Source organism: Psychroserpens burtonensis DSM 12212 (assembly GCF_000425305.1).
Lineage (GTDB): Bacteria > Bacteroidota > Bacteroidia > Flavobacteriales > Flavobacteriaceae > Psychroserpens > Psychroserpens burtonensis.
Map to the genome: position 1 here is coordinate 19,929 of NZ_AUDE01000022.1, position 23,090 is coordinate 43,018.

Here is a 23,090-nt window from a genome sequence, read left to right on the forward strand (position 1 = left end):
TTCAAAATGCAAAGATACTATTCTTGGTTTTAATATTGTGGTATTACCATATTATTGCCATTTAACACATCATAGTTACTGTTTTTTGCATTATTTTTAGTAAACTTGACATTACTTTGTCAAAAAAACACCTCTATGAATATATTCAAATCCCTAGCATTTCTTGTATTTTTTGTAACCACTTTATCTTCAGCACAAAATAAGGACATCACGCTTGAAGAAATATGGGACGGAACATTTAAAGCAGTGGGATTGGATGCCTTGCATTCTATGAATAATGGACAGCAATATTCGGTTTTGAATCATGAAAATAAGGCATCCAAAATTGATGTCTATGATTACAAAACACTAAGTAAAGTTAATACCCTTGTGAACTCGAGAGATATTAGTGCTATTGATAGTTTATCAAACTATACATTTAGTGAGGATGAAACTAAAGTATTATTAGCGACAAAGGTGGAATCGATCTTTAGACGTTCAACATTAGGTCAGTTTTATGTGTACGACACAAAAACGACATCGACCACACTAATTTCCGAAGAAAAAATACAAGAGCCTACATTTTCACCAGATGGTAATAAGGTTGCTTACGGATTAAATAATAATCTTTTCATAAAGGATTTAACATCGGGTAAAACCCAACAAATCACTTTAGATGGTGAGAAGAATAAGATCATCAACGGAATTACAGATTGGGTTTATGAGGAAGAGTTTGGTTTCGTTAGAGCCTTTGAGTGGAATGCAGAGGGCAATAAAATAGCATTTATTAGATTTGACGAAACTAATGTTCCAGAATTTTCTATGGATGTTTATGGCCAGCAATTATACCAAACTCAAACCGTTTTTAAATATCCGAAGGCAGGTGAAACAAATTCTGAGGTGTCACTTCATATCTTCGATTTAGCTAAAAATAACACACAAGAAGTTAAGCTAAATAGAACATATAGTGATTTTTATATCCCTAGAATTAAGTGGTCTAACGATGCTAATGTTTTAAGTGCTCAATACATAAATAGACATCAAAACGAGCTTGATTTATGGGTGATCAATGCGGAAACATTAAGTGGCGATCTAGTTTTGGCTGAAACTGATAAAGCATATATAGATGTTACTTCTAATTTAACCTTCTTAAAAGATAATAGCTTTATTTGGACAAGTGAAAAGGATGGGTGGAACCACATCTACCATTATGATAAAACCGGAAAACTTATAAATCAAGTGACATCTGGGGATTGGGAAGTGACCAATTATTATGGCTATAATCAAAAAACAAAACGAATTTTTTATCAATCAACAGAAGACGGTTCAATCAACAGGAGCATTTATTCAATTGGCCTCAATGGAAAAAAGAAACAACGCTTAACAAAAAGTACAGGAACAAATTCGGCTTCCTTTAGTGCAGACTTCACATACTTCATTAATACTTTTTCAAGTGCGACTAATCCGCCAGAGTACACGTTGAATAATTCTAAGACTGGAAACCTAGTAAAAAGTATCAAAGACAACCACAAACTCTCACAGAAGTTATCCCAGTACAAAATATCTGACAAGGAATTTAGTACCATTAGTATTAATGGTAATGACTTAAATATGTGGACGATTAAGCCTGCAAATTTTGATGAGACTAAAACCTATCCATTATTTATGTATCAGTATTCTGGTCCTGGTTCACAGCAAGTCGCTAACCGATGGAATGGCGCTAATGATTATTGGTATCAACACTTGGCACAACAAGGGTACATTGTTGTTTGTATTGATGGTAGAGGGACTGGTTTTAAAGGTGCAGATTTTAAGAAAGTCACACAAAATGAATTAGGGAAATACGAAGTTGAGGACCAAATACAAGCAGCAAAGCAATTGGGAAAATTAGCCTATATTGATGAACATAATATTGGCATTTGGGGCTGGAGTTATGGAGGCTTTATGAGTAGTAATGCCTTATTTAAAGGGAATGATACGTTTTCTATGGCAATTGCTGTAGCACCTGTAACGAGTTGGAGATATTATGATTCAATCTATACAGAGCGTTACATGACAACACCTCAAGAGAATGCTTCAGGATATGACGAAAACTCACCAATTAATCATGTAGATAAATTAAAAGGCGATTTCTTATTAATTCATGGCACAGGTGATGATAACGTGCATGTTCAAAATACAATGCGCATGGTAGACGCCTTAATTCAAGCAGATAAGCAATTTGAATGGATGATCTATCCAGACAATAATCACAGTATTAAAGGAGGGAATACGAGATTACACTTATATAAGAAAATGACAAACTTCATTCATGATCATTTAGGTGCCGATAGGGATATGAAGAAAGTATCTAAGGAAGAAGACGTCAAAATCAAAGAATAAAATAACTAACTAATAAATAATTTTATGTCAGCAACAACTTTAAAACCGCATCAAAAAGAACTATTTGGTCATCCAGTAGGTCTATATGTGTTATTCTTCACAGAAATGTGGGAACGTTTTTCATATTATGGAATGCGTGCAATATTGGTTATTTATATGATCGCAGAAGCATCTCATGAAGATGGACCAGGTTTAGGTTGGACAAATCTTGAAGCATATCAATTATACGGTTGGTATGTCATGTTGGTATATGTGATCTCAATTCCAGGAGGTATATTGGCTGATAAGGTATTAGGACAGAGAAAAACAGTTATGCTTGGAGCTGTTATATTAGTTTTAGGGCATGGAACCCTTGCAATAGAATCTGATTGGGCTTTCTTCGTAGGTCTAACCTTGATTATTATTGGTGTTGGATGTTTAAAACCTAATATTTCTACAATGGTTGGAGGTCTTTATAAAAAAGGAGATATTAGGCGCGATAAAGGGTTTAGTATATTTTATATAGGAATTAATTTAGGCTCACTTTTGGCGACTTCTATAATTGGTGTTGTAGTTGCGGAATGGGGTTGGCATGCAGGTTTTGGATTGGCAGGTTTTGCAATGCTTTTTGGTTTAGCGGTATACATTTACGGTCAAAAGTATATTGAACATGTAGGTAATAAACCTACAGCAGAAGAAAACAGTAATGATGTTTCTATCGTTAAATTATTCTCTAAGATATTTAAATCTCCAATACAATTAGTTATATTTATTGTGCTACTAGCACTTTCAATTTATGCAGGATTTACATTTGAAGGTGTTGATCATTGGGGATATGGAGCGTTGTTTATTTTTCTTTCTTTTGTGGTTGGATTATTGATGATGATTTATAAAAGTTTAGAAAGTAACATAATGAAAGATCGCTTTTTAGTGTTACTGCTTTCTTTTTTATTAGTGATTGTTTTTTGGGGTGCATTTGAACAGGCAGGAGGATTAATGAGTGTGTATACCGAAACAAAAACAGATAGAATGTTGTTCGGTTATTTGATCCCTACACCAATGTTTCAAGGGCTTAATGCAGGATTCATTATATTATTAGCTGTTTGGGTAGCCAATATTTGGGCGAAGAGAAAACTTAAAAACAAAGAAGCGTCATCATTATTTAAAATGGCAACAGGAACAATAATTATGGGACTTGGTTTTGTGTTTATGATTTTTGCTGTTAGAGAGTATGATGCTAATGGAAGTTCTGGAATGCAATGGTTAGTTTTAGCGTATTTATTTCATACCATTGGTGAATTATCTTCATCTCCAGTATCTTTATCATTCGTTACTAAATTAGCACCGATTAAATATGCATCCTTAATGATGGGATTATATTTTGCAGCTACTGGTCTTGGAGGAAAAGTAGCCGGTATTTTAGGCGAGAAATCTGTAAGTTTTGGAGAATATACTATTTTTTCAGGTATCGTAATATTTACAGTAGTCTTTGGTTTACTAGTGATTTTACTTTTAAAACCATTGAAACGCCTTACTCATGGGGCAGAAGACAATGAACGTATCATGCATAATGATGAAACCGAAGGTTTCGAATTAGCAGATCCAGACATTAATAACTAATATTTAATATATAAACCCTAGCAAAATTAGTATTGCTAGGGTTTTTCTTTTCTAACTTAATTTACTTTCTATGAATACGGATATTGAAAATCTATTTAACGACAAAGTCATTGGTCATCCAGCTGGACTGTTCGTTATATTTTTTACAGAAATGTGGGAACGCTTTTCTTTCTACGGAATGCGAATTCTGCTTATATTATTCTTAACAGCGCCATTAATCGATAGTAATGCAGGATGGGGATGGACTAGTGAAAATGCCTTATCTCTCATTGGTACTTATGGTTCGTTGCTATACCTCACGCCAATTCTTGGTGGATGGATTGCAGATAATTATACTGGATATAGAGTCGCAGTTGTTATAGGTTGTTTACTTATGACACTTGGCCATGCGGCTATGGCATTAGAAACGACAACCACTTTTTATTTAGGTTTAGGATTGTTGATTATTGGAACAGGATTTTTTAAGCCAAATATGACGTCAATGATATCTGACATGTATAAAGGTAAAGAATCTAAAAAAGATGGAGCCTATACTATTTATTATATGGGTGTTAATGCAGGCGCTTTTTTTGGTATGATGCTTTGTGGTTACTTAGCAGAAAATTATGGTTGGAGTTACGGATTTGGATTAGCTGGAATATTCATGCTATTGGGTTTGATTCAATTTTGGTTAGCAAAAGATCTTTTTGGAAGCATCGGTGGAAAACCAACTGGAGTTCATGAAGTGGAGCTGCCTCAAAATATAAATGAGAGAAGTCCAAAGGAACATGACACTTCTAGGGCTACTGAAGAAAAATTGAATTCATTTACGCTGTTTGATAAGGTTTTAATCCTTTTATCTTCTGTTGGAGGTTTATTATACCTGTTTAATGACCCATTAGAAAAGATTGAGAACACCAATTTACTGCCTTTTACGGTAGGTAATATGAGTGGTTCAAATGTGGTCGTCCTTACAGCATTAATTTTATTTTTAATTTTATTGGTTACTAGAATTTCGCGTTATATGCCCATTGTAAGAGATCGCATTATTGCTGTCTCTATTTTTGGTGTGTTTACAGTGTTCTTCTTTGCTTTTTTCGAGCAAGCGCTGGGATCAATGACTTTGTTTGCAAGAGATTATACAGATAGAAGTTTAGTAGGTAACTCTGCAATGATCTTTAAAATTGTAGATTTATTATTGACAACCGTTCCTTTGGTTATTATTACTTGGGTGCTTATACTTTTATCTAAGAAAACATATAAAAAAATAGGGATGTCTAATATCGTTCTTGCTATTGCATTTATTGGTTTATGGGTTTTAGTAATTTTTAGATTAATAGATAAATTTTCACAAGACGGAAATGAAGTTGACGCTTCTTGGTTTGGAATTTTGAATTCTTTCTTTATTATAACATTAGCCCCATTGTTTTCAAAATGGTGGGAAAGCAAATACAATCCGAGCGCAGCCATGAAATATGGTATTGGTTTAGTCTTATTAGGTTTAGGTTTTGCCTTCTTATCATATGGAACTGGAGATGTCCCTCAAGGTGCAAAAACAGCTTCTGTAAGTATGATATTTTTAATAATGGCTTTCTTGTTTCATACTATGGGAGAATTGTGTATTTCTCCAGTGGGTTTATCTTATTTGAGTAAGTTAGTTCCTGGTCGTATGATTGGTTTTATGTTCGGGATTTGGTATTTGGCTATCGCTATCGGTCAAAAAGCTGCAGGAAAAATGGGAGGAATGATTGATTCAATAAGTGAGCAATATTCTATAAGTCATTTCTTTTTAATTTTCACTTTGATTCCTATTGCTGTAGGTATTATTTCTGTAATACTTAATCCATTACTCAAAAAACTAATGCATGGCGTACGATAATCGAGTAAATCTGTTAAAACAACTTAAAATGCTCCACTTTTGGAGCATTTTTTGTAAGTTCGGAACAACTTTTGCATCAGAAAAAATTATGAAGAAATTACTATTAATATTTGCAATCGCCTTGATGTCTTCAAGTGGTGCAGTAGCGCAATCCCTAGAAATTAACTGGATGTCTCTTGAAGAAGCTTTAGCACTTCAGAAGAAAAACCCTAAAAAAATTATGATGGATGTCTATACCAATTGGTGTGGTCCATGTAAAATGCTCGATAAAAACACCTTTCATAATAAGGATGTCGTTGCCTATGTGAATAAAAATTTCTATGCTGTGAAGTTTAACGCCGAAGGTAATTCTGTCGTGAATTATAAAGACGCAGAATTTAAAAACCCAGGATATAAAGAAGAACTTAAAAATCGAAGAAATAGCGTGCATGAATTGTCACGTCACTTAGGCGTTAGAGCGTATCCTACCATCGTGTATTTTGATGAAGAAGGATCTGTTATACAGCCAATTAGTGGCTATATGAAACCGCAACAAATAGAATTATATTTGAAGTTATTTGTATCAAACGATTATAAGGATATTACAACTCAAGATCAGTTTAATGCCTACTTTAAAGCGTTTAAAGCAGAATTTACAGACTAGTATTATTTAATGATAAAAGCTCCCTTTTTACTTGTATGGTGAAAAGGGAGTTTTCTTTTTATACAAGTTTGTTCCCAACGATTCACGTAAGACGTATAATTGCTTCCATCTGCAATGATGTATTTTGGTTGGATAGAATCTATCATACGATCTATATTTATTCTAGGCGAATTGCGAAGTAATACATAGTCAGGCTTAAAGCTTTTCACTGCATAGACACCCAAACTATCAATGATTAAAATAGTTTTATCTTGAAATATATAAACAGATTTTAAGGTGTCTAAAGTGTTTGTAGTTATAAAATTTCCGACGTTAAAATTAGTGATAACCCTATCTTTAGACCACGAGATACTATCAAGATTGTGAGCGGTATGGAGTGTTGATTTTATTTTTTTAGCTATTAAGGTTTTCCTGCTTTTATGAAAGATGATAAATTCATTATTTGAGTTTTGATAGTCAGTAAACAGCCAAGCGCTTTGTAGGCATAGTATGGATATTAATGCAAATGCAAGTCTTTTGAAATTTGGTTTTTTATACCAAAATGCAAGTGTTATAATTAAAAGATAACACGCAAAGACTTGAAGCTCATTAATGGATATATTCTTAAATAAGAAAGCTTCTTGTTGGGATACCCAAGTAACAACAGTATTCATTCCACTTATAATAGAGCCATAGAGGTCTGCAAAAAATTGCGGAAGTGCATTTAAAACTGCCAGTATAATAATCAAAATACCCAATCCTAGAATCATTCCTAGAAATGGAATAATCGCCAAGTTAGAAATAAAGAACAAACTAGGGAACTGATGAAAGTAATACAAACTTAGAGGTACAACACCAAACTGTGCAGCAACTGTAACCGTAAGAATTTGCCAGAAATAATCTATTAGTTTCCATTTAGGTTTCCATAATTTATAGAGTAATGGTTGTAAGGAAACAATGGCTAAGACAGCGACATAACTCAGCTGAAAACCAACATCAAATAAAAACATAGGTTTTACCAAAAGCAGGACAAACATCGAAATGGCTAGTGTATTGAAAATATTTGTCGGTCGTTTCATGTGCATCGCAATAGCGACAATACTAAACATAGTGACGGCTCTTGTTACAGATGCAGACAAGCCAGCAACAATGGCAAACAACCATAATAAAATTAAAATAAGGACCACCTTAATAGTCTTACCATTTTTAATTCGCTCAATAGGTCGCAAACCAATAGTGAGTAATAATAAGATAAGACCAACATGTAGCCCAGAAACTGCTAGAATATGAATCGCGCCAGCACCTGTATAGCTATCATAAATGTCTTTGCTCATGTCTTGTCTTTGACCGAGGATTAGAGCGTTTATGATAGCGAGTTCTTCCGGTTTAAAGTTATAGTTTTCTAGCTTTTCATTGATATGAGTTCTAATAGCATCTGCATAGCCAAATATTGAAGAACGCTCTGATTTCAATGTTAGGACAGAGGTGTTTTCTGTAAATAATTGATGGTATACATATTGCTTTCCAAGATACTTACCATAATCAAATTGATTAGGATTTGTCGGTTTATTGACGACTCTAAATATTGCGTTCATCAGTAATACATCATCAATTTTATGAAGGCGATTTGCAGAATCTTTTTTTATATTCAGTAACGATTTCCCGTTTACCTTTTCCCCGTTCACTTTAAGAATGTCTATAATGTATTTGTCATTATAATTTCCAGATTTTAGTCGCTCTCTAATTTTGAATACAACAGGCGTTTCGTTTAGTTTTTCTTCGGAAATGTGCCAACTATAATGATTCTTGAAGTTGCTTTGGTCATGGGTATTATATATTAAAACACCCAAGCTTGTCATCGTTAAAATGGTGATGAGTCCGAACCAAATTGTCTTATGTAAGTTATTTCTAGATATGAGAAATAGGACTGCTAATAAGCAAACTAAAATTAGGGACGTATATATTGAAATAAGAAGCGGAACCCTTAAATACTCAGCAATTAAAATACCCATGATAACACAACAGGTAAGTTTGATAATTGTAAAATTGAGTAACTTCATGTTTAGAAGTTACAATATTAATTGGTTATAATACTCTTCTTGCTTGAACATAAGCAAGATACCAGTAGCTTTCTGCAAGATTTGATATCATGACGCCTCTACTTGTGGACGCATGAATAAACTCCACATGACCAGGTCTGCTAGAAGTTACAATCCCAACGTGGTTGACACGTCGGTTATTTTTTTTGGTTGCAAAGAATAGCAAATCGCCCTCTTTGACTTCTTTAACATCAATCCAATCACCACGTTTAGATAAATCGCTAGTAGTTCTTGGCAATAAGATATCTTCTTTTTTAAAAGCGGTGACTACCAATCCAGAACAATCCATACCTTTTTTTGTAGTCCCTCCATATTTATAGCGCGTGCCTTCAAACGTTTTGGCGTGCTCAATAATGTTTACGACTGTCTTTGGTGTTGCCGCAGATGGTGAAGAGTTACGTTTCTTTGTAGTCTTTGAAGTTCTTGTTTTTTTCGAAACGACGCGTTTAGATGAGTTACAACTCGCGAAAAATGCACTTAAAATAAGAATGAGAATGATTTTTTTCATGTATGCCTATAGATAGGGGCTAAAAATATAGAATTAAGAGGGCTTGTAAGACAAATAACGTTTGGGTTTTCAACAATTTTGTTTACAACCTATGATTTTGAGGTCTTCAGGTAGAGGTTCTTTTTAAGTCTGTTATAAGAAATTGCAACTATTTTTTGTAAGTTTAGTTTTAAATAAAAATAAATATGAGTTTTTTTGCTGCAAATGTACTTCCGCATTGGACTTGGGGTAGATTTGAATATTATCTCTGTAATAGGCGTTTTTGCAATGCTGAGTGTTGTTGTATTCTTTTTATTAATTAACAAAATTTTCAATACGCAACCTTTGAAATTCCCAGTAAACGAAAATTTAGAACTCGAGCAATATGCTTTTGGGTTTGAAGAAACACAGGTTAATGTACAAAAGAGGTCGTTACTAATAAGAATTATAGTTTATCTAATGGCTGTGTTATTAGTTTTCACACCTTTGAATACGCTTTTAAATATTGGTATTTAGTGTCTTATTTTTATGGTTTGTCTTGTATGTTTTCATAAATCAACTTCGCCGTCTTCTCACTAGCACCTTTACCACCTAATTTTTTCTCTAACTCATAATAATCACTAAAAAGCTTTTTGCGAATATCTTTATCTAAGATTTTTGTCAATTCCTTTTTAAGTTGTTTGGTATTTAAATCGCCTTGGATTAATTCAGTGACAACCTCGCGATCCATAATAAGATTGACGAGTGAGATATACTTTAAAGTAATAATGCGTTTTGCGATTTGGTAAGAAATAGCATTGGCTTTATAACACACCACTTGTGGTACTTTAAAAAGTGCAGTTTCTAAAGTTGCAGTCCCAGATGTCACTAAAGCTGCTGTAGAAACGCTTAATAAGTCATATGTTTTATTAGATATAAACGCAACGTTGTCTTGTTTGATGAACGGTTTGTAAAACTCGAAATCCTGACTTGGAGCACCTGCAATTACAAATTGATACTCAGGAAAATCATCAACTAGACTGAGCATAACACCTAGCATTTTTGTGATTTCTTGCTTTCGGCTTCCTGGAAGTAGAGCGATTATCGGTTTTTCAGATAAATCATGCTTATCTCTAAATTGAAATGGGTTGACTTGTATTCTATCTGCTATAGCATCAATTAATGGATGGCCAACAAAGTTCACATCATAGTTATACTTGGCATAAAATTCTTTTTCAAACGGAAGAATCACATACATAGCATCCACGTCCTGTTTGATTTTTTCAACACGACTTGCTCTAGAGGCCCAAACTTGTGGTGCAATATAATAATGCGTTTTAAAATGTAGTTCTTTTGCCCATTTGGCAATGCGCAAATTAAACCCTGAATTATCAATGAAAATAATAACATCTGGTTGAAATTTTTCAATATCAGACTTACAAAATTTTATGAGTCCGAGAATTTTCCGAAGGTTGAAAATAACTTCAGCAAAACCCATAAACTGGCGTTCTTTGTAGTGCTTAACTAAATTGCCTCCAACGGCTTGCATCAAGTCGCCTCCCCAAAATCTAATATCGGCATTAACGTCTTGTTGATATAATGCTTTCATTAAATTGGATGCATGAAGATCTCCAGAGGCTTCGCCAGCTATGATGTAATATTTCATGTGTATTTAATATTGTTTTTTAATGGTCACACGGTGTTTGCTAATAATCGTTTTCTTGAGGTATTTTCTTATAACACGCTCGTTTCATCTAAAAAAATCTAATAATTAAAGTTGTTATGGCTACAAGCACAGTTGCAATAAGTACACCTTGTGCTCTATGGTCTTGATTCTTGTTTATAAATAAGAAAAACGCGCCTAAATTTAAGATGGCTCCCATACTCATCAATTTAGCAAAAACACCTTGATTAAGTGCAATTTGAAGCGAATCGTTTAAAGAGTTCCCTTTTCCGAAGAACAATAGAACCAAAATAAGTCCAACAATACTGCATATCAAGCCTGTGACAATACCAATGGTTGTGTTTTTATTTTTCATTAAAATCCCATGTATTTAATTCTTGAATACTATGATGTGCAGTCAAATCAAATTGAACTGGAACTACAGAGACATAGCCATTTGCTAAAGCCCATTCGTCTGTGTCTTCACCTTTATCTAAATTTACAAATTTGCCAGTAAGCCAGTAGTAATCTTTGCCATTAGGGCTTTTACGCTGATCAAACACTTCTTCCCAATTTGCTTTTGCCTGTCTGCAAACTTTAATCCCTTTTAGTTCTGTAGTATCTAGTTTTGGGAAATTGACATTTAAAACAGTACCACTATCAAGGCCATGTTTTAATACGTTCTCTGCAATGGTTTTGATATAAGCTTTGCAATGATCAAAGTTGGCATTCCAATTATAGTCGCATAATGAAAATCCAATGGCAGGAATACCTTCAATACCAGCTTCTATTGCAGCACTCATCGTACCCGAATAAATAACATTAATTGAGGAGTTTGATCCATGATTTATGCCAGATACACATAAATCTGGTCGTCTATCTAAAATTTGCTTAACGCCAAGTTTCACACAATCTGCTGGAGTACCAGAGCTGCTATATTCTAATTGATTACCATTGCCTATCGTCACTTTTTCAATATGAAGTGTGGAGTTAATGGTAATAGCATGTCCCATTCCACTTTGCGGACTATCGGGAGCTACCACAACAACGTCTCCAATGGTATTCATAACTTCTATTAAAGTTCTAATTCCTGGAGCTGTGATTCCGTCATCGTTGGTGACCAAAATAAGTGGCTTTTTAGGCATATGTATCGATTGTGTTTTCTAAATTATTTGCTACTGCTAAAATACATAAAGACCCTTGAAATTCCTATAAATATAGGTTTAACAAAAATTTATAAGCGTCTCGTTTTATTGGCATGGTTTTTTCTGTTACTTTAGTAGAAATTATGTAAATAACCTACATGTTCTATTAACTTAAAAGATTTTATGTTAATATAATTTACATTAAAAATATGATTCATATGATGAAGAGGAATTATAAACTGTCGCTACTAGTATTACTTTTAGCCTTTGCTTCGTGCAGTTTTACGACCAAAAAATTTCAAGACCCTAATAAAGATAAACTGTTAATTCAGTTAGTTACTTACGTTTTAGAGCAAGGTCACTTTAGTCCGCAAGATATTAATGACAGTTTTTCAGAACAAGTGTTCACTGACTATTTAGAGCAGTTAGATCCATTTAAGCGTTATTTTTATGCATCAGACATTGAAGAGTTTGAAGTTTATAAAAATCAGCTAGATGATCAAATTAAAGCTTACGATTTATCGTTTTTTAATTTGACGCATGAGCGTTTGTTGAAGCGTATTTCAGAATCTAAGGACGTTTACAAAGAAGTCCTGTCTAGGCCTTTTGATTTTTCGGTTGCTGAGGATTTTTCAACAGACTATGAGAAACTGGAGTATGTAAATTCAAAGAAGGAAATGAAAGAGCGTTGGAGACAGCAACTTAAATTTTCTACAATTGCTAATTATGATGATTTGATCTCTGATCAAGAAATGGCGAGTAAAACTAGTGTGGCTTTGGGTGATATGAGTGATGTTGAAAGAAGAAAGCTTCAAGAAGATAACACAATTAGAAAGAAGGAAAAGAAGTCCGTAAAAAAAATAGAAGTAGAAGCTAGAGAAGTAACAAAAAGTTCTTTAGATGAGCTTTATGATTTTATAGATGACAGACAACGTAAAGATTGGTTTTCGGTCTATATTAATGCTATTGTAGAGGAGTTTGATCCCCATACATACTATTTTGCACCAGAAGATAAAGATCGTTTTGATGTTGCCATGTCTGGTAATTTTGAAGGTATTGGGGCAAGACTTCAGAAAAAAATGGATGCAACTATTGTGAATGAAATCATTAGTGGTGGTCCAGCTTGGAGACAAAACCAATTAGAAGTCGGTGATCAAATAATGAAAGTGCGCCAAGGAGACGAAACAGAAAGTATTACTATCGTTGGTATGCGTTTAGAGGATGCTATCAAATTCATTAAAGGACCAAAAGGAACAGATGTTGTACTAACACTTAAAAAAGTAGACGGTACTATAGAGGACGTTACAATTACAAGAGATGTTGTGGAGCTAGAAGAAACCTATGCTAAGTCATCTACAGTAATTAAAGACGATAAGAAATTTGGAGTGATAAACCTACCTAAGTTTTATGTAGATTTTGAAGACTATAAGAAGCGTAATGCAGCATCAGATATTAAATTAGAAATAGAACGATTAAAAGAAGAAGGAGTAGAAGGTATCGTACTTGATTTAAGAAATAATGGAGGTGGATCTTTACAGACTGTGGTTGATATGGGTGGGCTTTTTATAGAGGAAGGCCCAATCGTACAAGTTAAAACAGCTGGAGAGCCAAAAGAAATTTTAAATGATAGAGATAAATCTATTGTTTGGGATGGACCGCTAGTGATATTGGTAAATGAATTATCAGCTTCGGCTTCAGAGATCTTAGCTGCAGCAATGCAAGATTATAAAAGGGCTATTGTTATTGGTAGTGAGCAAACGTACGGCAAAGGAACAGTACAAAACGTCTTAGACTTAAACCGTATGGTAAGACAAAATAGTGAAGGCGATATGGGAGCCTTAAAGTTTACAACTCAAAAATTTTATAGAATTAATGGCGGTTCAACACAACTAGAAGGTGTTAAGAGTGACGTGGTTGTTCCAGATCGTTATAGTTATATTGATATAGGAGAAAAAGATCAGGAAAACCCGTTAGCGTGGGACAAGATTGAGCCCGCAGAGTTTAAAGTTTGGAGTAGTTACTACGATTTTGATACGACCATCGCGAACAGTAAAGAGCGTATGGCAACTAACGAGCAGTTAAAATTAATTGATGCTAATGCGCAATGGGTAAAGAGAATTAGAGATAGAGAAATGTACTCTCTAAATTATGACGATTATAAAAAAACCTTAGAGGTTAATCAAGAAGAGTCTAAGAGTTTTGAAAAAATATCAGATTATACAACAAACTTAACATTTCAATCTTTACCGTATGAAATGAAATTAATGGATAAAGATTCTGTTTTATTAGAGAAACGTGACCGCTGGCACACAAGTTTAAGCAAGGATGTTTACATTGAAGAGGCGCTTAATGTATTAAATGATCTCAAAATGACTTATGATATTAAAAAAGTTGCGACGTCTGTAAAAAATTAGAATGCATAAAACTAGCGACTCATTATCACAATTAGCGCTCCGAAAGTTCAAAAAGAACTTTTGGGGCGTTTTGAGTTTTTGGTTAATTGTGACAATTGGCCTACTGTCACTGTTCGCTTATGTGATTGCTCCAGACGATTCTCCAAACGCAAATGAAATGCACCTGTCAATCCATTCACAACGACCAGGTTTTGAAGTGCAAATGCTTAATATCCCTTCGGAAATTGAAAACCGTCAATCTCTGGTCTCAAAATTATTATTTGGAACACAGAGCAGCGATTTGGACATTCCGATTTCTAGTTATGAGGTAGAGAATAATGTGCTGTATTATACTGAATACGCTATGGATGGATTAGTAGGAGCAGATAAGTCAGTTAATTTAAGGGTCTTTCCTAACAACGATTATAAATCCTATATTCAAAATAAAACCTTTGTATTCGGTACAGACAAATATGGACGAGATCTTCTTAGTCGTGTTTTAATAGGCTCTAGGATATCATTTTCTATTGGATTTATCGCTGTTTTTATATCGTTAATAATTGGTATTTTCTTCGGAAGTATAGCAGGGTATTATGGAGGAAAAATAGATGCCTTTATTATGTGGATCATTAATGTTACCTGGTCTATCCCTACACTTTTATTAGTAATAGCTATAACTTTGGCTTTGGGCAAAGGGTTTTGGCAAGTCTTTATTGCCGTAGGTTTAACAATGTGGGTAGAGGTGGCAAGAGTGGTGAGAGGTCAAATTATTAGTGCTAAAGAAATGCAATATGTCACAGCAGCTCGAGCACTAGGTTTTAATGATGTTAGAATCATTACCAAACACATTCTGCCCAATATAATGGCGCCAATTATTGTGATTTCTGCTGCTAATTTTGCAGCCGCAATTCTTATTGAAAGCGGATTAAGTTTTCTTGGTATTGGAGCACAACCACCAATGGCAAGTTGGGGAGCCATGATAAAAGATCATTATAATTATATTATTCTCGGGAAACCATTTTTAGCCATCATACCTGGTATTTGTATTATGGTATTAGTGATGGCATTTATGCTAATTGGTAATGCGTTGCGAGATGCGTTAGATGTGAAAACCTAGAGCTTTAACCACTTAGAAAGATTTCTATTTGTGAGTTTTTCAATAGCCCTAATATCATCAGCAACGCTATTAATAATATGTTTTTTTGTTGCTTGAGTTAGTTGAGGTTTTGAATCTATAAAGTCTCTATTGAAGTAGTTCTTAATAATTAATCCAACTTTTTTAAACTTCTCCCAAATAGTTTTAGGATTGTCGTATGTGTAATGTAAGACGCGTCTATTAAAACTTTTATTACTATTTATTGATGATATATCAATATCTAATTGGTCAATGTCAAGAAATCTATAAACGGTATTCAGAACTTCTTGAGGCTTAGTAATAAAGTCTTCAAAAAATAAAAGTAGCACTCTATCTCTGCCAAATTGCTCAATATAAGGAGTTATTTGTGTGGCGTATTGAGACGTATTAATATAATGCTCGTTTTGAGAGATAGCCTCGTTTATATCTTGCAGTTGCTCATAGCCTCTGTTGTACGTGTGTGTGTAATGTGAAACAATACGATCAATGGGATGGCGCATAATGTAAATGAGTTTCATCTCAGGATTATACTCAAATATATCTGTGTATATGTTCTTATTGAAAGAAGGGTGTTTGGTGTAATTTGTAGAGCCTTCGCCATATAATTTTGCTTTGCTTGTAAATAAAGCGTGGTACTCTGAAATATGGTGTCTCCAATCTATTTTGCTAAAAAATTGAGGTTCTTTAGGGTTACTAAAGCAAATATCGGGATGTAGGGCGAGCCCGTTACTCAAACTAGTAGTAGCTGATTTTGCAGAACCTATAATAAGAAAATTAACTTTCAAGTTTTAGAATTTAGCGCAGGGCTTCAATTTCTGTATTAGTATCCTGTATATATTGTAAGACCTCGTCTCTTCCAATAGTTTTTGATGATGAGGTGACAAAATGATTTGGTACGGCTTCCCAAGTTTCGAGCAGTTTTTTACAATAGGCTTCAACATTACGCTCAATAGCCAATGGTTTGAGTTTATCTGCTTTTGTGAAAATGATAGAAAATGGTACCTGACTAACACCTAAATATTCCATAAACTCTAAGTCAATCTTTTGAGGTTCGTGTCTAATATCTACGAGTACAAAGGCAGAAACTAATTGAATGCGCTTCTCAAAATAATTAGTGATAAATTTTTGGAACTTTCGTTTAGCAGTTTTAGAAACTTTAGCATATCCATAACCAGGTAAATCTACTAAAAACCACTCTTTATTAATCAAGAAATGATTGATAAGTTGAGTCTTTCCTGGTCTACCTGATATTTTAGCTAAGTTTTTATGATTGGTAATCATGTTGATTAGTGACGATTTTCCAACATTACTTCGGCCAATAAAGGCGTATTCAGGTATCTGATCTTTTGGACATTTGTCCACTTCAGAATTACTTACAATAAATTCAGCTGTTTTAATTTTCATCTTGAGTTCCCATGATATTGGGAATCTATTTTGGTTATAGCATCAATTTTCAATGCTTTTCAGTTTTAGTTTTGAATGGAGCCTTAAAGGCCCTTTTTTTCTAGCCAATCATTTAGAATGCGATTGAACTCTTGAGGATGCTCCATCATAGCAGCATGGCCACATTTGTCAATCCAAAATAATTCAGAATTCGGCAAAAGTTCATTGAATTCCGTTCCTACTTCTGGAGGAGTAACGGTATCATTTTTTCCCCAAACAATGCAAACTGGTAATTTCATATTTGGTAAATCCTTAGACATATTGTGACGTATTGCACTTTTTGCTATGGCAACGGTTTTTATGAGTTTATTTCTATCATTTACAGTTTCAAATACTTCGTCAACAATGGCTTTAGTTGCCACTTTAGGGTCATAAAACACGTCTTGTGCTTTTTTCTTTATGACCTCATAGTCACCACGTTTTGTGTAGCCTCCACCCATAGCACTTTCATATAAACCAGAACTTCCGGTTATGATGAGTGCCTTAACTTTTTTTGGATATAATTTTGTGTGATAGAGACCAATGTGTCCACCAAGCGAATTTCCAAGTAAAATAACCTCTTCAAGTTCTAAGAATTCTATAAAATCATGCAAGTAGTTTGCGAAGCTTTTAACATTGGTTTTTAGCAATGACATGCCGTAAATTGGTAACTCGGGAATAATAACCTTGTAGCCTTTCTCACTAAAATAGTCTGTAACAGCATCAAAGTTACTTAAGCCGCCCATCAGTCCATGTAAAATGATCATTGGTTTGCCTTCTCCTACTTCAATATAGCTGTAATCTTTTTCCTTTCTTAAACGGTGTGCCATTAATAGTTAGTCATTTTGCTTTAAAACAAATATAGGTATTTCAATTAGAACATGGCACATTATTTATCGCTCCAAAGTTTCTTACAACTTAAGATATGAACAATTAGAAAAGGGTTTTAATTTGAGGAATTAGGGCTTTGGTAATAAGTGTTTTATGTTTATTTATTTGGAAATAAGTAACATCTATTTTAATGCTAATTACATATTTATTAACAAATGTGGAGTAGAGTGGTAAATAGTGGTAAAATTTTCAATATATTTGAATCTTAATCGTTACTCTAAGTAAATCAGTCATTTTGAACTCTTTAATAGGAACATACGAGTGTAAAGTTGATGCCAAAGGAAGGCTCATGTTGCCTGCTGCGATAAAAAAGCAGTTGCTGCCTGTATTGCAAAATGGTTTCGTACTAAAGCGCGCTGTATTTCAACCATGTTTGGAGTTGTATCCCATGACCGAATGGGAGATATTGATGCAAAAAGTGAATAAGCTTAATCGCTTCAAAAAGAAAAATAACGATTTTATTCGTCGTTTTACAGCAGGTTTGAAGCAGGTTGAGATAGATTCTGCAGGGCGATTATTAATCCCTAAAGACCTCGTGGCTTTTTCGGGTATCACAAAAGATATTGTGGTGTCATCTGCCATCAACATTATAGAAATTTGGGATAAAGACAAATACGAAAAAGCAATTGATGATGCTACAGGTGATTTTGCTGATTTAGCTGAAGAGGTAATGGGACAAGACGATGACGATGGACTATCATAACCCAGTATTACTCAAAAAAACTGTTGAAGGTTTAAATATTAAGCCTGATGGAGTCTATGTGGATGTCACCTTTGGAGGTGGTGGTCACAGTAAAGAAATATTAGAACATTTAGGTCCTGACGGGAAGCTATTTGCTTTTGATCAAGATAAAGACGCTCTTTTAAATGTAATTGATGATGATCGTTTCACATTAATTAATGAAAATTTTAGATACGTAAAACGTTTTCTTCGATTTCATGGTGCAAAACAAGTAGATGGAGTTCTAGCAGACTTTGGTGTGTCATCACATCAATTTGATGTTGCAGAACGCGGGTTCTCAACGCGCTTCGAGGCTGACTTAGATATGCGAATGAATCAAGAGGATAGTTTGTCGGCCTATAATGTGATTAATAATTACGATGAGGAGCAAATCAAGCAAGTGCTATTTCAATATGGAGAATTAAGGCAAGCTCCGGCCATGGCTAAAACAATAGTAGAATCTCGACGTGATGAAGAAATAAAAACGAGCGAGCAACTAAAGACGGCACTTAAACAATTTCTTAATCACCAAAAAGAGAATAAAGTGTTAGCACAAATATATCAAGCGATTCGTATTGAAGTGAATCAAGAAATTGAAGCGCTAAAGGCATTTTTGAAACAAACACCAGAGATTTTAGTTAAAGGAGGACGGTTAAGTATGATTTCATACCATTCTTTAGAAGATAGACTGGTAAAGCGATTTATTAGAAATGGCTTATTTGAAGGAGAGCCTGAGCGTGATGTATTTGGGTATTTTGAAGTGCCACTTAAAAAAGTGGGAGGTTTGATTATTCCATCGAGAGAGGAAATTAAAGAAAATAACAGAGCGAGAAGTGCAAAGCTTCGTATTGCTGAAAAACTATAGTGTAATCAATAGATTAATTACGTCCCTTTTAGGGAGGATGTCTGCAGAACAGATGGGATATGAGAAAAAATATTTACAGCATATTAAGAGGTAAATTTTTAGTGAGTGACGATTCCTTTAAAAATTGGAGGATGATTATTTTTATTTCGGTCTTAGCTATTATAATGATTGCTAGTGCTCATAGTGCAGATCAAAAGGTATATGAAATTGCAAGATTAAAAAATGAAGCAAAAGAATTAAGATCGGCATTTGTTGATGGACGTTCACAATTGATGAGACTTAAAATGGAATCATCAATTATAAAAAAAGTAGTAGAAAAAGGAATTATAATATCAGAGATTCCGCCTCAAAAAATAAAAGTTAAAACACAGAATTGATAACGTGGCAACAACCGAAACTAACATATTAAACAGATTATATTTCGTGGCTGGCAGTATGTTTGTCTTCGCACTTGCTGTGGTATTTAAGTTGTGCGTAATTCAGTTTGTTCAAGGAGACGTGTATAGGGAATTGGCAGAAGAGCGCACCATTCAAAATATGGATATTCCAGCAAATAGAGGTAACGTCTATTCGGTAGATGGGAGTTTATTAGCCACCTCAATCCCTAAATATGACATTAGAATTGATGCTATCCAGCCAAAACAAGAGCTTTTTAATACACTTGTAAAGCCTTTGGCAGATTCACTCTCAAGATATTCAGGAAAACCGTTGAGCTATCATTTAAATAAAATTAAAAAAGCGAGACTCGATAAAAACAGATACTTTCTATTAGCCCGAGATATTAGTTATTCAGATTATATTAGAATTCGCAATTTCCCAATGCTAAACCTTGGTGCTATTCGAGGTGGTCTTATCGTCACTCAAGAAGAAAAGCGCGATCATCCAATGGGTGGTATCGCAGAGCGCACTATTGGTTATGAGAAAATTGATGAAGACGGAAATGTAACCAGACCAGGAATTGACGGCTACTTCGGTAAAACATATCTACGAGGCACCAATGGTAAAAGACTTATGCAGAAAATAGGAAACCGAAAATGGAAACCTATCGTTGATTATGATCAAGTAGAACCACAAGATGGTTATGACGTGTATACGACTATAGATGTTAATATTCAAGATATCGCACATCATTCTCTTTTAGGGCAATTGGAAAAGTACGAAGCAGATCATGGTTGTGCAGTAGTCATGGATGTGAAGACAGGAGAGATTAAAGCAATCTCAAACTTGGGTAGAAACCAAAGTGGTAGCTATTATGAGCGCCTTAATTATGCTGTAGGAGAAAGTCACGAACCTGGATCTACATTTAAGGTCATGGCATTTATGGCAGCTTTAGAGGATAAAGTTATTGATACGTCTACTATTGTAGATACAAAGAATGGTAGTAAACGTTTTTATGGAAGAACGATCAGTGATTCTCGTGGTCATGGAAAAATTTCTGCAGCAAGAGCTTTAGAGGTTTCCTCAAATATTGGTCTAGCAACTATTATTGATGACCACTATTCAAAACAACCAAAAAAGTTTGTCAATCGCCTTAAGAGTTGGAAGCTCCATAATAAGCTCGGTGTGTCTTTAATAGGTGAAGGTAAGCCAGTGATTCCAGAACCAGGAGATGCAATTTGGAGTAAAAATGCTTTGCCATCTATGGCTTATGGTTATAATTTGAGGATGACACCTTTACAAACACTTACATTTTATAATGCTATAGCAAATGATGGTGAAATGGTAAGGCCAAGATTTATTAATGCAGTTAAAGAGTTTGATAGAGAGGTAAAAAGTTTTGATAAAGAGGTTATTAATCAAAAAATATGTTCTGATAAAACACTAGGAGAAATTAGAGAGATTTTAAAGAATGTAGTTGTTAGAGGTACAGGGCAACGTATGTATTCTGAAAACTTTTCAATGGCTGGAAAAACAGGAACAGCAAGAACAGATTATTACGACTTTGAAGAATGGAAAAAAGACAGAAAGTATGTGTCCTCTTTTGCGGGATATTTTCCGGCAGATAATCCAAAGTACTCTTGCATAGTTGTAATCCATAAACCAAGCACAAAAGTTGGATTCTATGGTGCAGACGTTTCTGGACCAGTATTTAAAAGAATAGCTCAAAAAATATATACCGAAACACCTTTAATTGATGAGGTGGAGTCTTTGGAAGTTGTCGATGTAAAAATAGAAGGGCAATATGAGTCTTTTTATAAAACCTCACAACTTCATAAAACGATTATGCCAGACGTTGTTGGTCTTCCAGCAATGGATGCTTTAGCATTATTAGAAAATATGGGGCTCAAAGTAAATATGAGAGGCACTGGGACCGTGAAGACACAATCCATTAATAAAGGAGTTAAAGTAAAACTAAATCAAATTATTGTTTTAGGAACCTAATGACACAATTAAAAGACATATTATACAAGGTTACCATAAATACAGTCGTAGGAAGTACGAGTATAGCTGTTAATAGTTTGCATTTTGATTCGCGTCAAGTTTCAAAAGGCGATATTTTTATTGCTATCAAAGGAACCCATGTTGATGGTCATCAATTTATAGATGCGGTAATTGAGCACGGTGCTATTGCGATTGTTTGTGAGACACTTCCAGATAATTTAATACAGGGAGTCACCTATATAGGGGTAGAAAACACCCATGAAGCTCTAGCTTTTATGGCGTCTAATATCTTCGGAAATCCTTCGGAAAATTTGCGACTAGTTGGAGTTACTGGAACAAATGGAAAAACAACTATTGCTACCCTTTTATATCAATTATTCAAAAAGGCAGGCTATAAGGTTGGTTTATTGTCTACGGTGAAAATTATGGTTGATAATACCGAATACAAAGCCACTCATACTACTCCAGATTCTTTGACAATAAATAGGTATCTAAAATTGATGAATGATGCCGGTGTTGAGTTTTGCTTTATGGAAGTGAGTTCTCATGGCATTCATCAAAAACGTACTGCAGGTTTATATTTTGAAGGTGGGATTTTTACGAACCTATCACATGATCACTTAGACTATCACAACACGTTTGCAGAGTATAGAGACGTTAAGAAATCATTTTTTGACAATCTTTCTAAAAGCGCATTTGCTTTAGTAAATGTGGATGATAAAAATGGATTGGTAATGCTTCAAAACTCAAAAGCAAAAACATACACCTATGCGTTAAAAACGTATGCAGATTATAAAGCACAGGTTTTAGAAAATCAGTTTAGTGGCTTATTACTAAAACTTAATGACAGTGAATTATGGACAAGATTAATCGGTGATTTTAATGCTTACAACATTAGTGCTATTTATGGTACAGCAGAATTACTAGGTCTTGAGAAAGATGAGATTTTAAGGTTGATTAGCGAATTAGAAAGTGTAAGCGGTCGCTTTGAATATCTCATTTCCGAAGAAAAAATCACTGCCATTGTTGATTATGCGCACACACCAGATGCTCTAAAAAATGTATTAGAAACCATAAATAATATTCGTACAAAGAATGAGCAGCTTATTACAGTTGTTGGTTGTGGAGGAGATCGAGATACATCAAAACGTCCAAAAATGGGACATATCGCTTCTGCACTAAGTACTAAGGTGATTTTTACGAGTGATAATCCTAGAAGTGAAGTGCCAGAAACTATTATTGAGGATATTGAAAAAGGAGTAGAACCTCAAAATTTTAAAAAAACAATGTCTATTGTGGATAGAAAGCAAGCGATAAAAACAGCTTGTCAATTAGCAAACCCTTATGACATCATTTTAATTGCAGGAAAAGGGCATGAGACCTATCAAGAAATAAAAGGAGAGCGTTTTGATTTTGATGACTTTAAAACGGTAAAAGAATTTTTAAAACAATTACAGAAATAAGAAGC

20 protein-coding genes are annotated in these 23,090 nt (G+C 34.3%); 12 read left to right on the top strand and 8 right to left on the bottom strand.

Going from position 1 to position 23,090, the window contains the following annotated elements; translation table 11 throughout:
• The first annotated feature begins 135 nt into the window (after positions 1–135).
• From H593_RS0110415 to H593_RS0110430, 4 genes are all read left to right on the top strand, one after another.
• Complete coding sequence (locus H593_RS0110415; protein ID WP_028872397.1) at positions 136–2,361, top strand: S9 family peptidase; 2,226 nt, start codon at positions 136–138, stop codon at positions 2,359–2,361.
• 24 nt (positions 2,362–2,385) lie between these two features.
• Positions 2,386–3,960: a peptide MFS transporter gene (locus tag H593_RS0110420; RefSeq protein WP_028872398.1), complete on the top strand. Its 1,575-nt coding sequence runs from the start codon at positions 2,386–2,388 to the stop codon at positions 3,958–3,960.
• A gap of 70 nt (positions 3,961–4,030) precedes the next feature.
• Positions 4,031–5,818, top strand: a complete 1,788-nt coding sequence (locus H593_RS0110425) for a peptide MFS transporter (RefSeq protein WP_028872399.1) — start codon at positions 4,031–4,033, stop codon at positions 5,816–5,818.
• 88 nt (positions 5,819–5,906) lie between these two features.
• Positions 5,907–6,461 carry a thioredoxin family protein gene (locus tag H593_RS0110430; RefSeq protein ID WP_186826694.1) on the top strand — a complete coding sequence of 185 codons (555 nt, stop codon included), beginning with the start codon at positions 5,907–5,909 and terminating at the stop codon, positions 6,459–6,461.
• A gap of 2 nt (positions 6,462–6,463) precedes the next feature.
• On the opposite strand, the gene H593_RS0110435 is transcribed toward H593_RS0110430, so the two are convergent.
• Together H593_RS0110435 and H593_RS0110440 are read right to left on the bottom strand one after the other, a co-directional pair.
• Positions 6,464–8,500 carry a ComEC/Rec2 family competence protein gene (locus tag H593_RS0110435; RefSeq protein ID WP_028872401.1) on the bottom strand — a complete coding sequence of 679 codons (2,037 nt, stop codon included), beginning with the start codon at positions 8,498–8,500 and terminating at the stop codon, positions 6,464–6,466.
• 25 nt (positions 8,501–8,525) lie between these two features.
• Complete coding sequence (locus tag H593_RS0110440) at positions 8,526–9,047, bottom strand: C40 family peptidase (protein WP_028872402.1); 522 nt, start codon at positions 9,045–9,047, stop codon at positions 8,526–8,528.
• Positions 9,048–9,251: 204 nt separating this feature from the next.
• On the opposite strand from H593_RS0110440, the gene H593_RS0110445 reads away from it, so the two are divergent.
• Positions 9,252–9,542 (top strand): hypothetical protein, encoded by a 291-nt coding sequence (locus tag H593_RS0110445; RefSeq protein ID WP_028872403.1) that lies wholly within the window; start codon positions 9,252–9,254, stop codon positions 9,540–9,542.
• Between the two features lie 10 nt (positions 9,543–9,552).
• Here H593_RS0110445 and lpxB read toward each other — a convergent pair whose 3' ends face one another.
• From lpxB to surE, 3 genes are all read right to left on the bottom strand, one after another.
• Positions 9,553–10,671 (bottom strand): lipid-A-disaccharide synthase, encoded by a 1,119-nt coding sequence (gene lpxB / locus H593_RS0110450; protein ID WP_028872404.1) that lies wholly within the window; start codon positions 10,669–10,671, stop codon positions 9,553–9,555.
• An 88-nt stretch (positions 10,672–10,759) separates the two neighbouring features.
• Positions 10,760–11,044 carry a hypothetical protein gene (locus H593_RS0110455; protein ID WP_028872405.1) on the bottom strand — a complete coding sequence of 95 codons (285 nt, stop codon included), beginning with the start codon at positions 11,042–11,044 and terminating at the stop codon, positions 10,760–10,762.
• Positions 11,034–11,813, bottom strand: coding sequence for a 5'/3'-nucleotidase SurE (gene surE / locus H593_RS0110460; RefSeq protein WP_028872406.1), 780 nt, complete (start codon positions 11,811–11,813; stop codon positions 11,034–11,036). The genes H593_RS0110455 and surE overlap by 11 nt, the downstream gene beginning before the upstream one ends.
• A gap of 221 nt (positions 11,814–12,034) precedes the next feature.
• Between surE and H593_RS0110465 the strand changes: the two genes are divergently transcribed.
• Positions 12,035–14,227 carry a carboxy terminal-processing peptidase gene (locus H593_RS0110465; RefSeq protein WP_028872407.1) on the top strand — a complete coding sequence of 731 codons (2,193 nt, stop codon included), beginning with the start codon at positions 12,035–12,037 and terminating at the stop codon, positions 14,225–14,227.
• Between the two features lies 1 nt (position 14,228).
• Positions 14,229–15,323 (top strand): ABC transporter permease, encoded by a 1,095-nt coding sequence (locus tag H593_RS0110470; protein WP_028872408.1) that lies wholly within the window; start codon positions 14,229–14,231, stop codon positions 15,321–15,323.
• On the opposite strand, the gene H593_RS18955 is transcribed toward H593_RS0110470, so the two are convergent.
• The 3 genes from H593_RS18955 to H593_RS0110485 form a co-directional block, all read right to left on the bottom strand.
• Entirely contained in the window at positions 15,320–16,126 is an 807-nt protein-coding gene (locus H593_RS18955) for a sulfotransferase family protein (RefSeq protein WP_051229699.1), read from the bottom strand. The two genes, H593_RS0110470 and H593_RS18955, sit on opposite strands and share 4 nt — an antisense overlap.
• Before the next feature lie 10 nt (positions 16,127–16,136).
• On the bottom strand, positions 16,137–16,745 hold the full coding sequence (yihA, locus tag H593_RS0110480; RefSeq protein WP_028872409.1) for a ribosome biogenesis GTP-binding protein YihA/YsxC: 609 nt from the start codon (positions 16,743–16,745) through the stop codon (positions 16,137–16,139).
• Between the two features lie 83 nt (positions 16,746–16,828).
• The gene (locus H593_RS0110485; protein ID WP_028872410.1) at positions 16,829–17,593 is read right to left on the bottom strand and encodes an alpha/beta fold hydrolase; all 765 of its coding nucleotides are present in this window, start codon (positions 17,591–17,593) and stop codon (positions 16,829–16,831) included.
• Between the two features lie 296 nt (positions 17,594–17,889).
• On the opposite strand from H593_RS0110485, the gene mraZ reads away from it, so the two are divergent.
• Genes mraZ through H593_RS0110510 form a run of 5 tightly spaced genes read left to right on the top strand, consistent with a single transcriptional unit; the run spans position 17,890 to position 23,085 of the window.
• On the top strand, positions 17,890–18,357 hold the full coding sequence (gene mraZ / locus H593_RS0110490; RefSeq protein WP_028872411.1) for a division/cell wall cluster transcriptional repressor MraZ: 468 nt from the start codon (positions 17,890–17,892) through the stop codon (positions 18,355–18,357).
• Positions 18,344–19,240 carry a 16S rRNA (cytosine(1402)-N(4))-methyltransferase RsmH gene (gene rsmH / locus H593_RS0110495; RefSeq protein WP_028872412.1) on the top strand — a complete coding sequence of 299 codons (897 nt, stop codon included), beginning with the start codon at positions 18,344–18,346 and terminating at the stop codon, positions 19,238–19,240. The genes mraZ and rsmH overlap by 14 nt, the downstream gene beginning before the upstream one ends.
• A 59-nt stretch (positions 19,241–19,299) precedes the next feature.
• Positions 19,300–19,617 (top strand): FtsL-like putative cell division protein, encoded by a 318-nt coding sequence (locus H593_RS0110500; protein ID WP_028872413.1) that lies wholly within the window; start codon positions 19,300–19,302, stop codon positions 19,615–19,617.
• Positions 19,618–19,675: 58 nt separating this feature from the next.
• Positions 19,676–21,622, top strand: coding sequence for a penicillin-binding protein (locus H593_RS0110505; protein WP_051229700.1), 1,947 nt, complete (start codon positions 19,676–19,678; stop codon positions 21,620–21,622).
• Positions 21,622–23,085 (top strand): UDP-N-acetylmuramoyl-L-alanyl-D-glutamate--2,6-diaminopimelate ligase, encoded by a 1,464-nt coding sequence (locus H593_RS0110510; protein ID WP_028872415.1) that lies wholly within the window; start codon positions 21,622–21,624, stop codon positions 23,083–23,085. The genes H593_RS0110505 and H593_RS0110510 overlap by 1 nt, the downstream gene beginning before the upstream one ends.
• Positions 23,086–23,090: the final 5 nt, after the last annotated feature.

Bases quoted from the DNA above. Each gene is read 5' to 3' on its own strand.
- H593_RS0110415 (WP_028872397.1), top strand. From the start codon at position 136: ATGAATATATTCAAATCCCTAGCATTTCTTGTATTTTTTGTAACCACT.
- H593_RS0110420 (WP_028872398.1), top strand. From the start codon at position 2,386: ATGTCAGCAACAACTTTAAAACCGCATCAAAAAGAACTATTTGGTCAT.
- H593_RS0110425 (WP_028872399.1), top strand. From the start codon at position 4,031: ATGAATACGGATATTGAAAATCTATTTAACGACAAAGTCATTGGTCAT.
- H593_RS0110430 (WP_186826694.1), top strand. From the start codon at position 5,907: ATGAAGAAATTACTATTAATATTTGCAATCGCCTTGATGTCTTCAAGT.
- H593_RS0110435 (WP_028872401.1), bottom strand. From the start codon at position 8,500: ATGAAGTTACTCAATTTTACAATTATCAAACTTACCTGTTGTGTTATC.
- H593_RS0110440 (WP_028872402.1), bottom strand. From the start codon at position 9,047: ATGAAAAAAATCATTCTCATTCTTATTTTAAGTGCATTTTTCGCGAGT.
- H593_RS0110445 (WP_028872403.1), top strand. From the start codon at position 9,252: ATGTACTTCCGCATTGGACTTGGGGTAGATTTGAATATTATCTCTGTA.
- lpxB (WP_028872404.1), bottom strand. From the start codon at position 10,671: ATGAAATATTACATCATAGCTGGCGAAGCCTCTGGAGATCTTCATGCA.
- H593_RS0110455 (WP_028872405.1), bottom strand. From the start codon at position 11,044: ATGAAAAATAAAAACACAACCATTGGTATTGTCACAGGCTTGATATGC.
- surE (WP_028872406.1), bottom strand. From the start codon at position 11,813: ATGCCTAAAAAGCCACTTATTTTGGTCACCAACGATGACGGAATCACA.
- H593_RS0110465 (WP_028872407.1), top strand. From the start codon at position 12,035: ATGAAGAGGAATTATAAACTGTCGCTACTAGTATTACTTTTAGCCTTT.
- H593_RS0110470 (WP_028872408.1), top strand. From the start codon at position 14,229: ATGCATAAAACTAGCGACTCATTATCACAATTAGCGCTCCGAAAGTTC.
- yihA (WP_028872409.1), bottom strand. From the start codon at position 16,745: ATGAAAATTAAAACAGCTGAATTTATTGTAAGTAATTCTGAAGTGGAC.
- H593_RS0110485 (WP_028872410.1), bottom strand. From the start codon at position 17,593: ATGGCACACCGTTTAAGAAAGGAAAAAGATTACAGCTATATTGAAGTA.
- rsmH (WP_028872412.1), top strand. From the start codon at position 18,344: ATGGACTATCATAACCCAGTATTACTCAAAAAAACTGTTGAAGGTTTA.
- H593_RS0110500 (WP_028872413.1), top strand. From the start codon at position 19,300: ATGAGAAAAAATATTTACAGCATATTAAGAGGTAAATTTTTAGTGAGT.
- H593_RS0110505 (WP_051229700.1), top strand. From the start codon at position 19,676: ATGTTTGTCTTCGCACTTGCTGTGGTATTTAAGTTGTGCGTAATTCAG.
- H593_RS0110510 (WP_028872415.1), top strand. From the start codon at position 21,622: ATGACACAATTAAAAGACATATTATACAAGGTTACCATAAATACAGTC.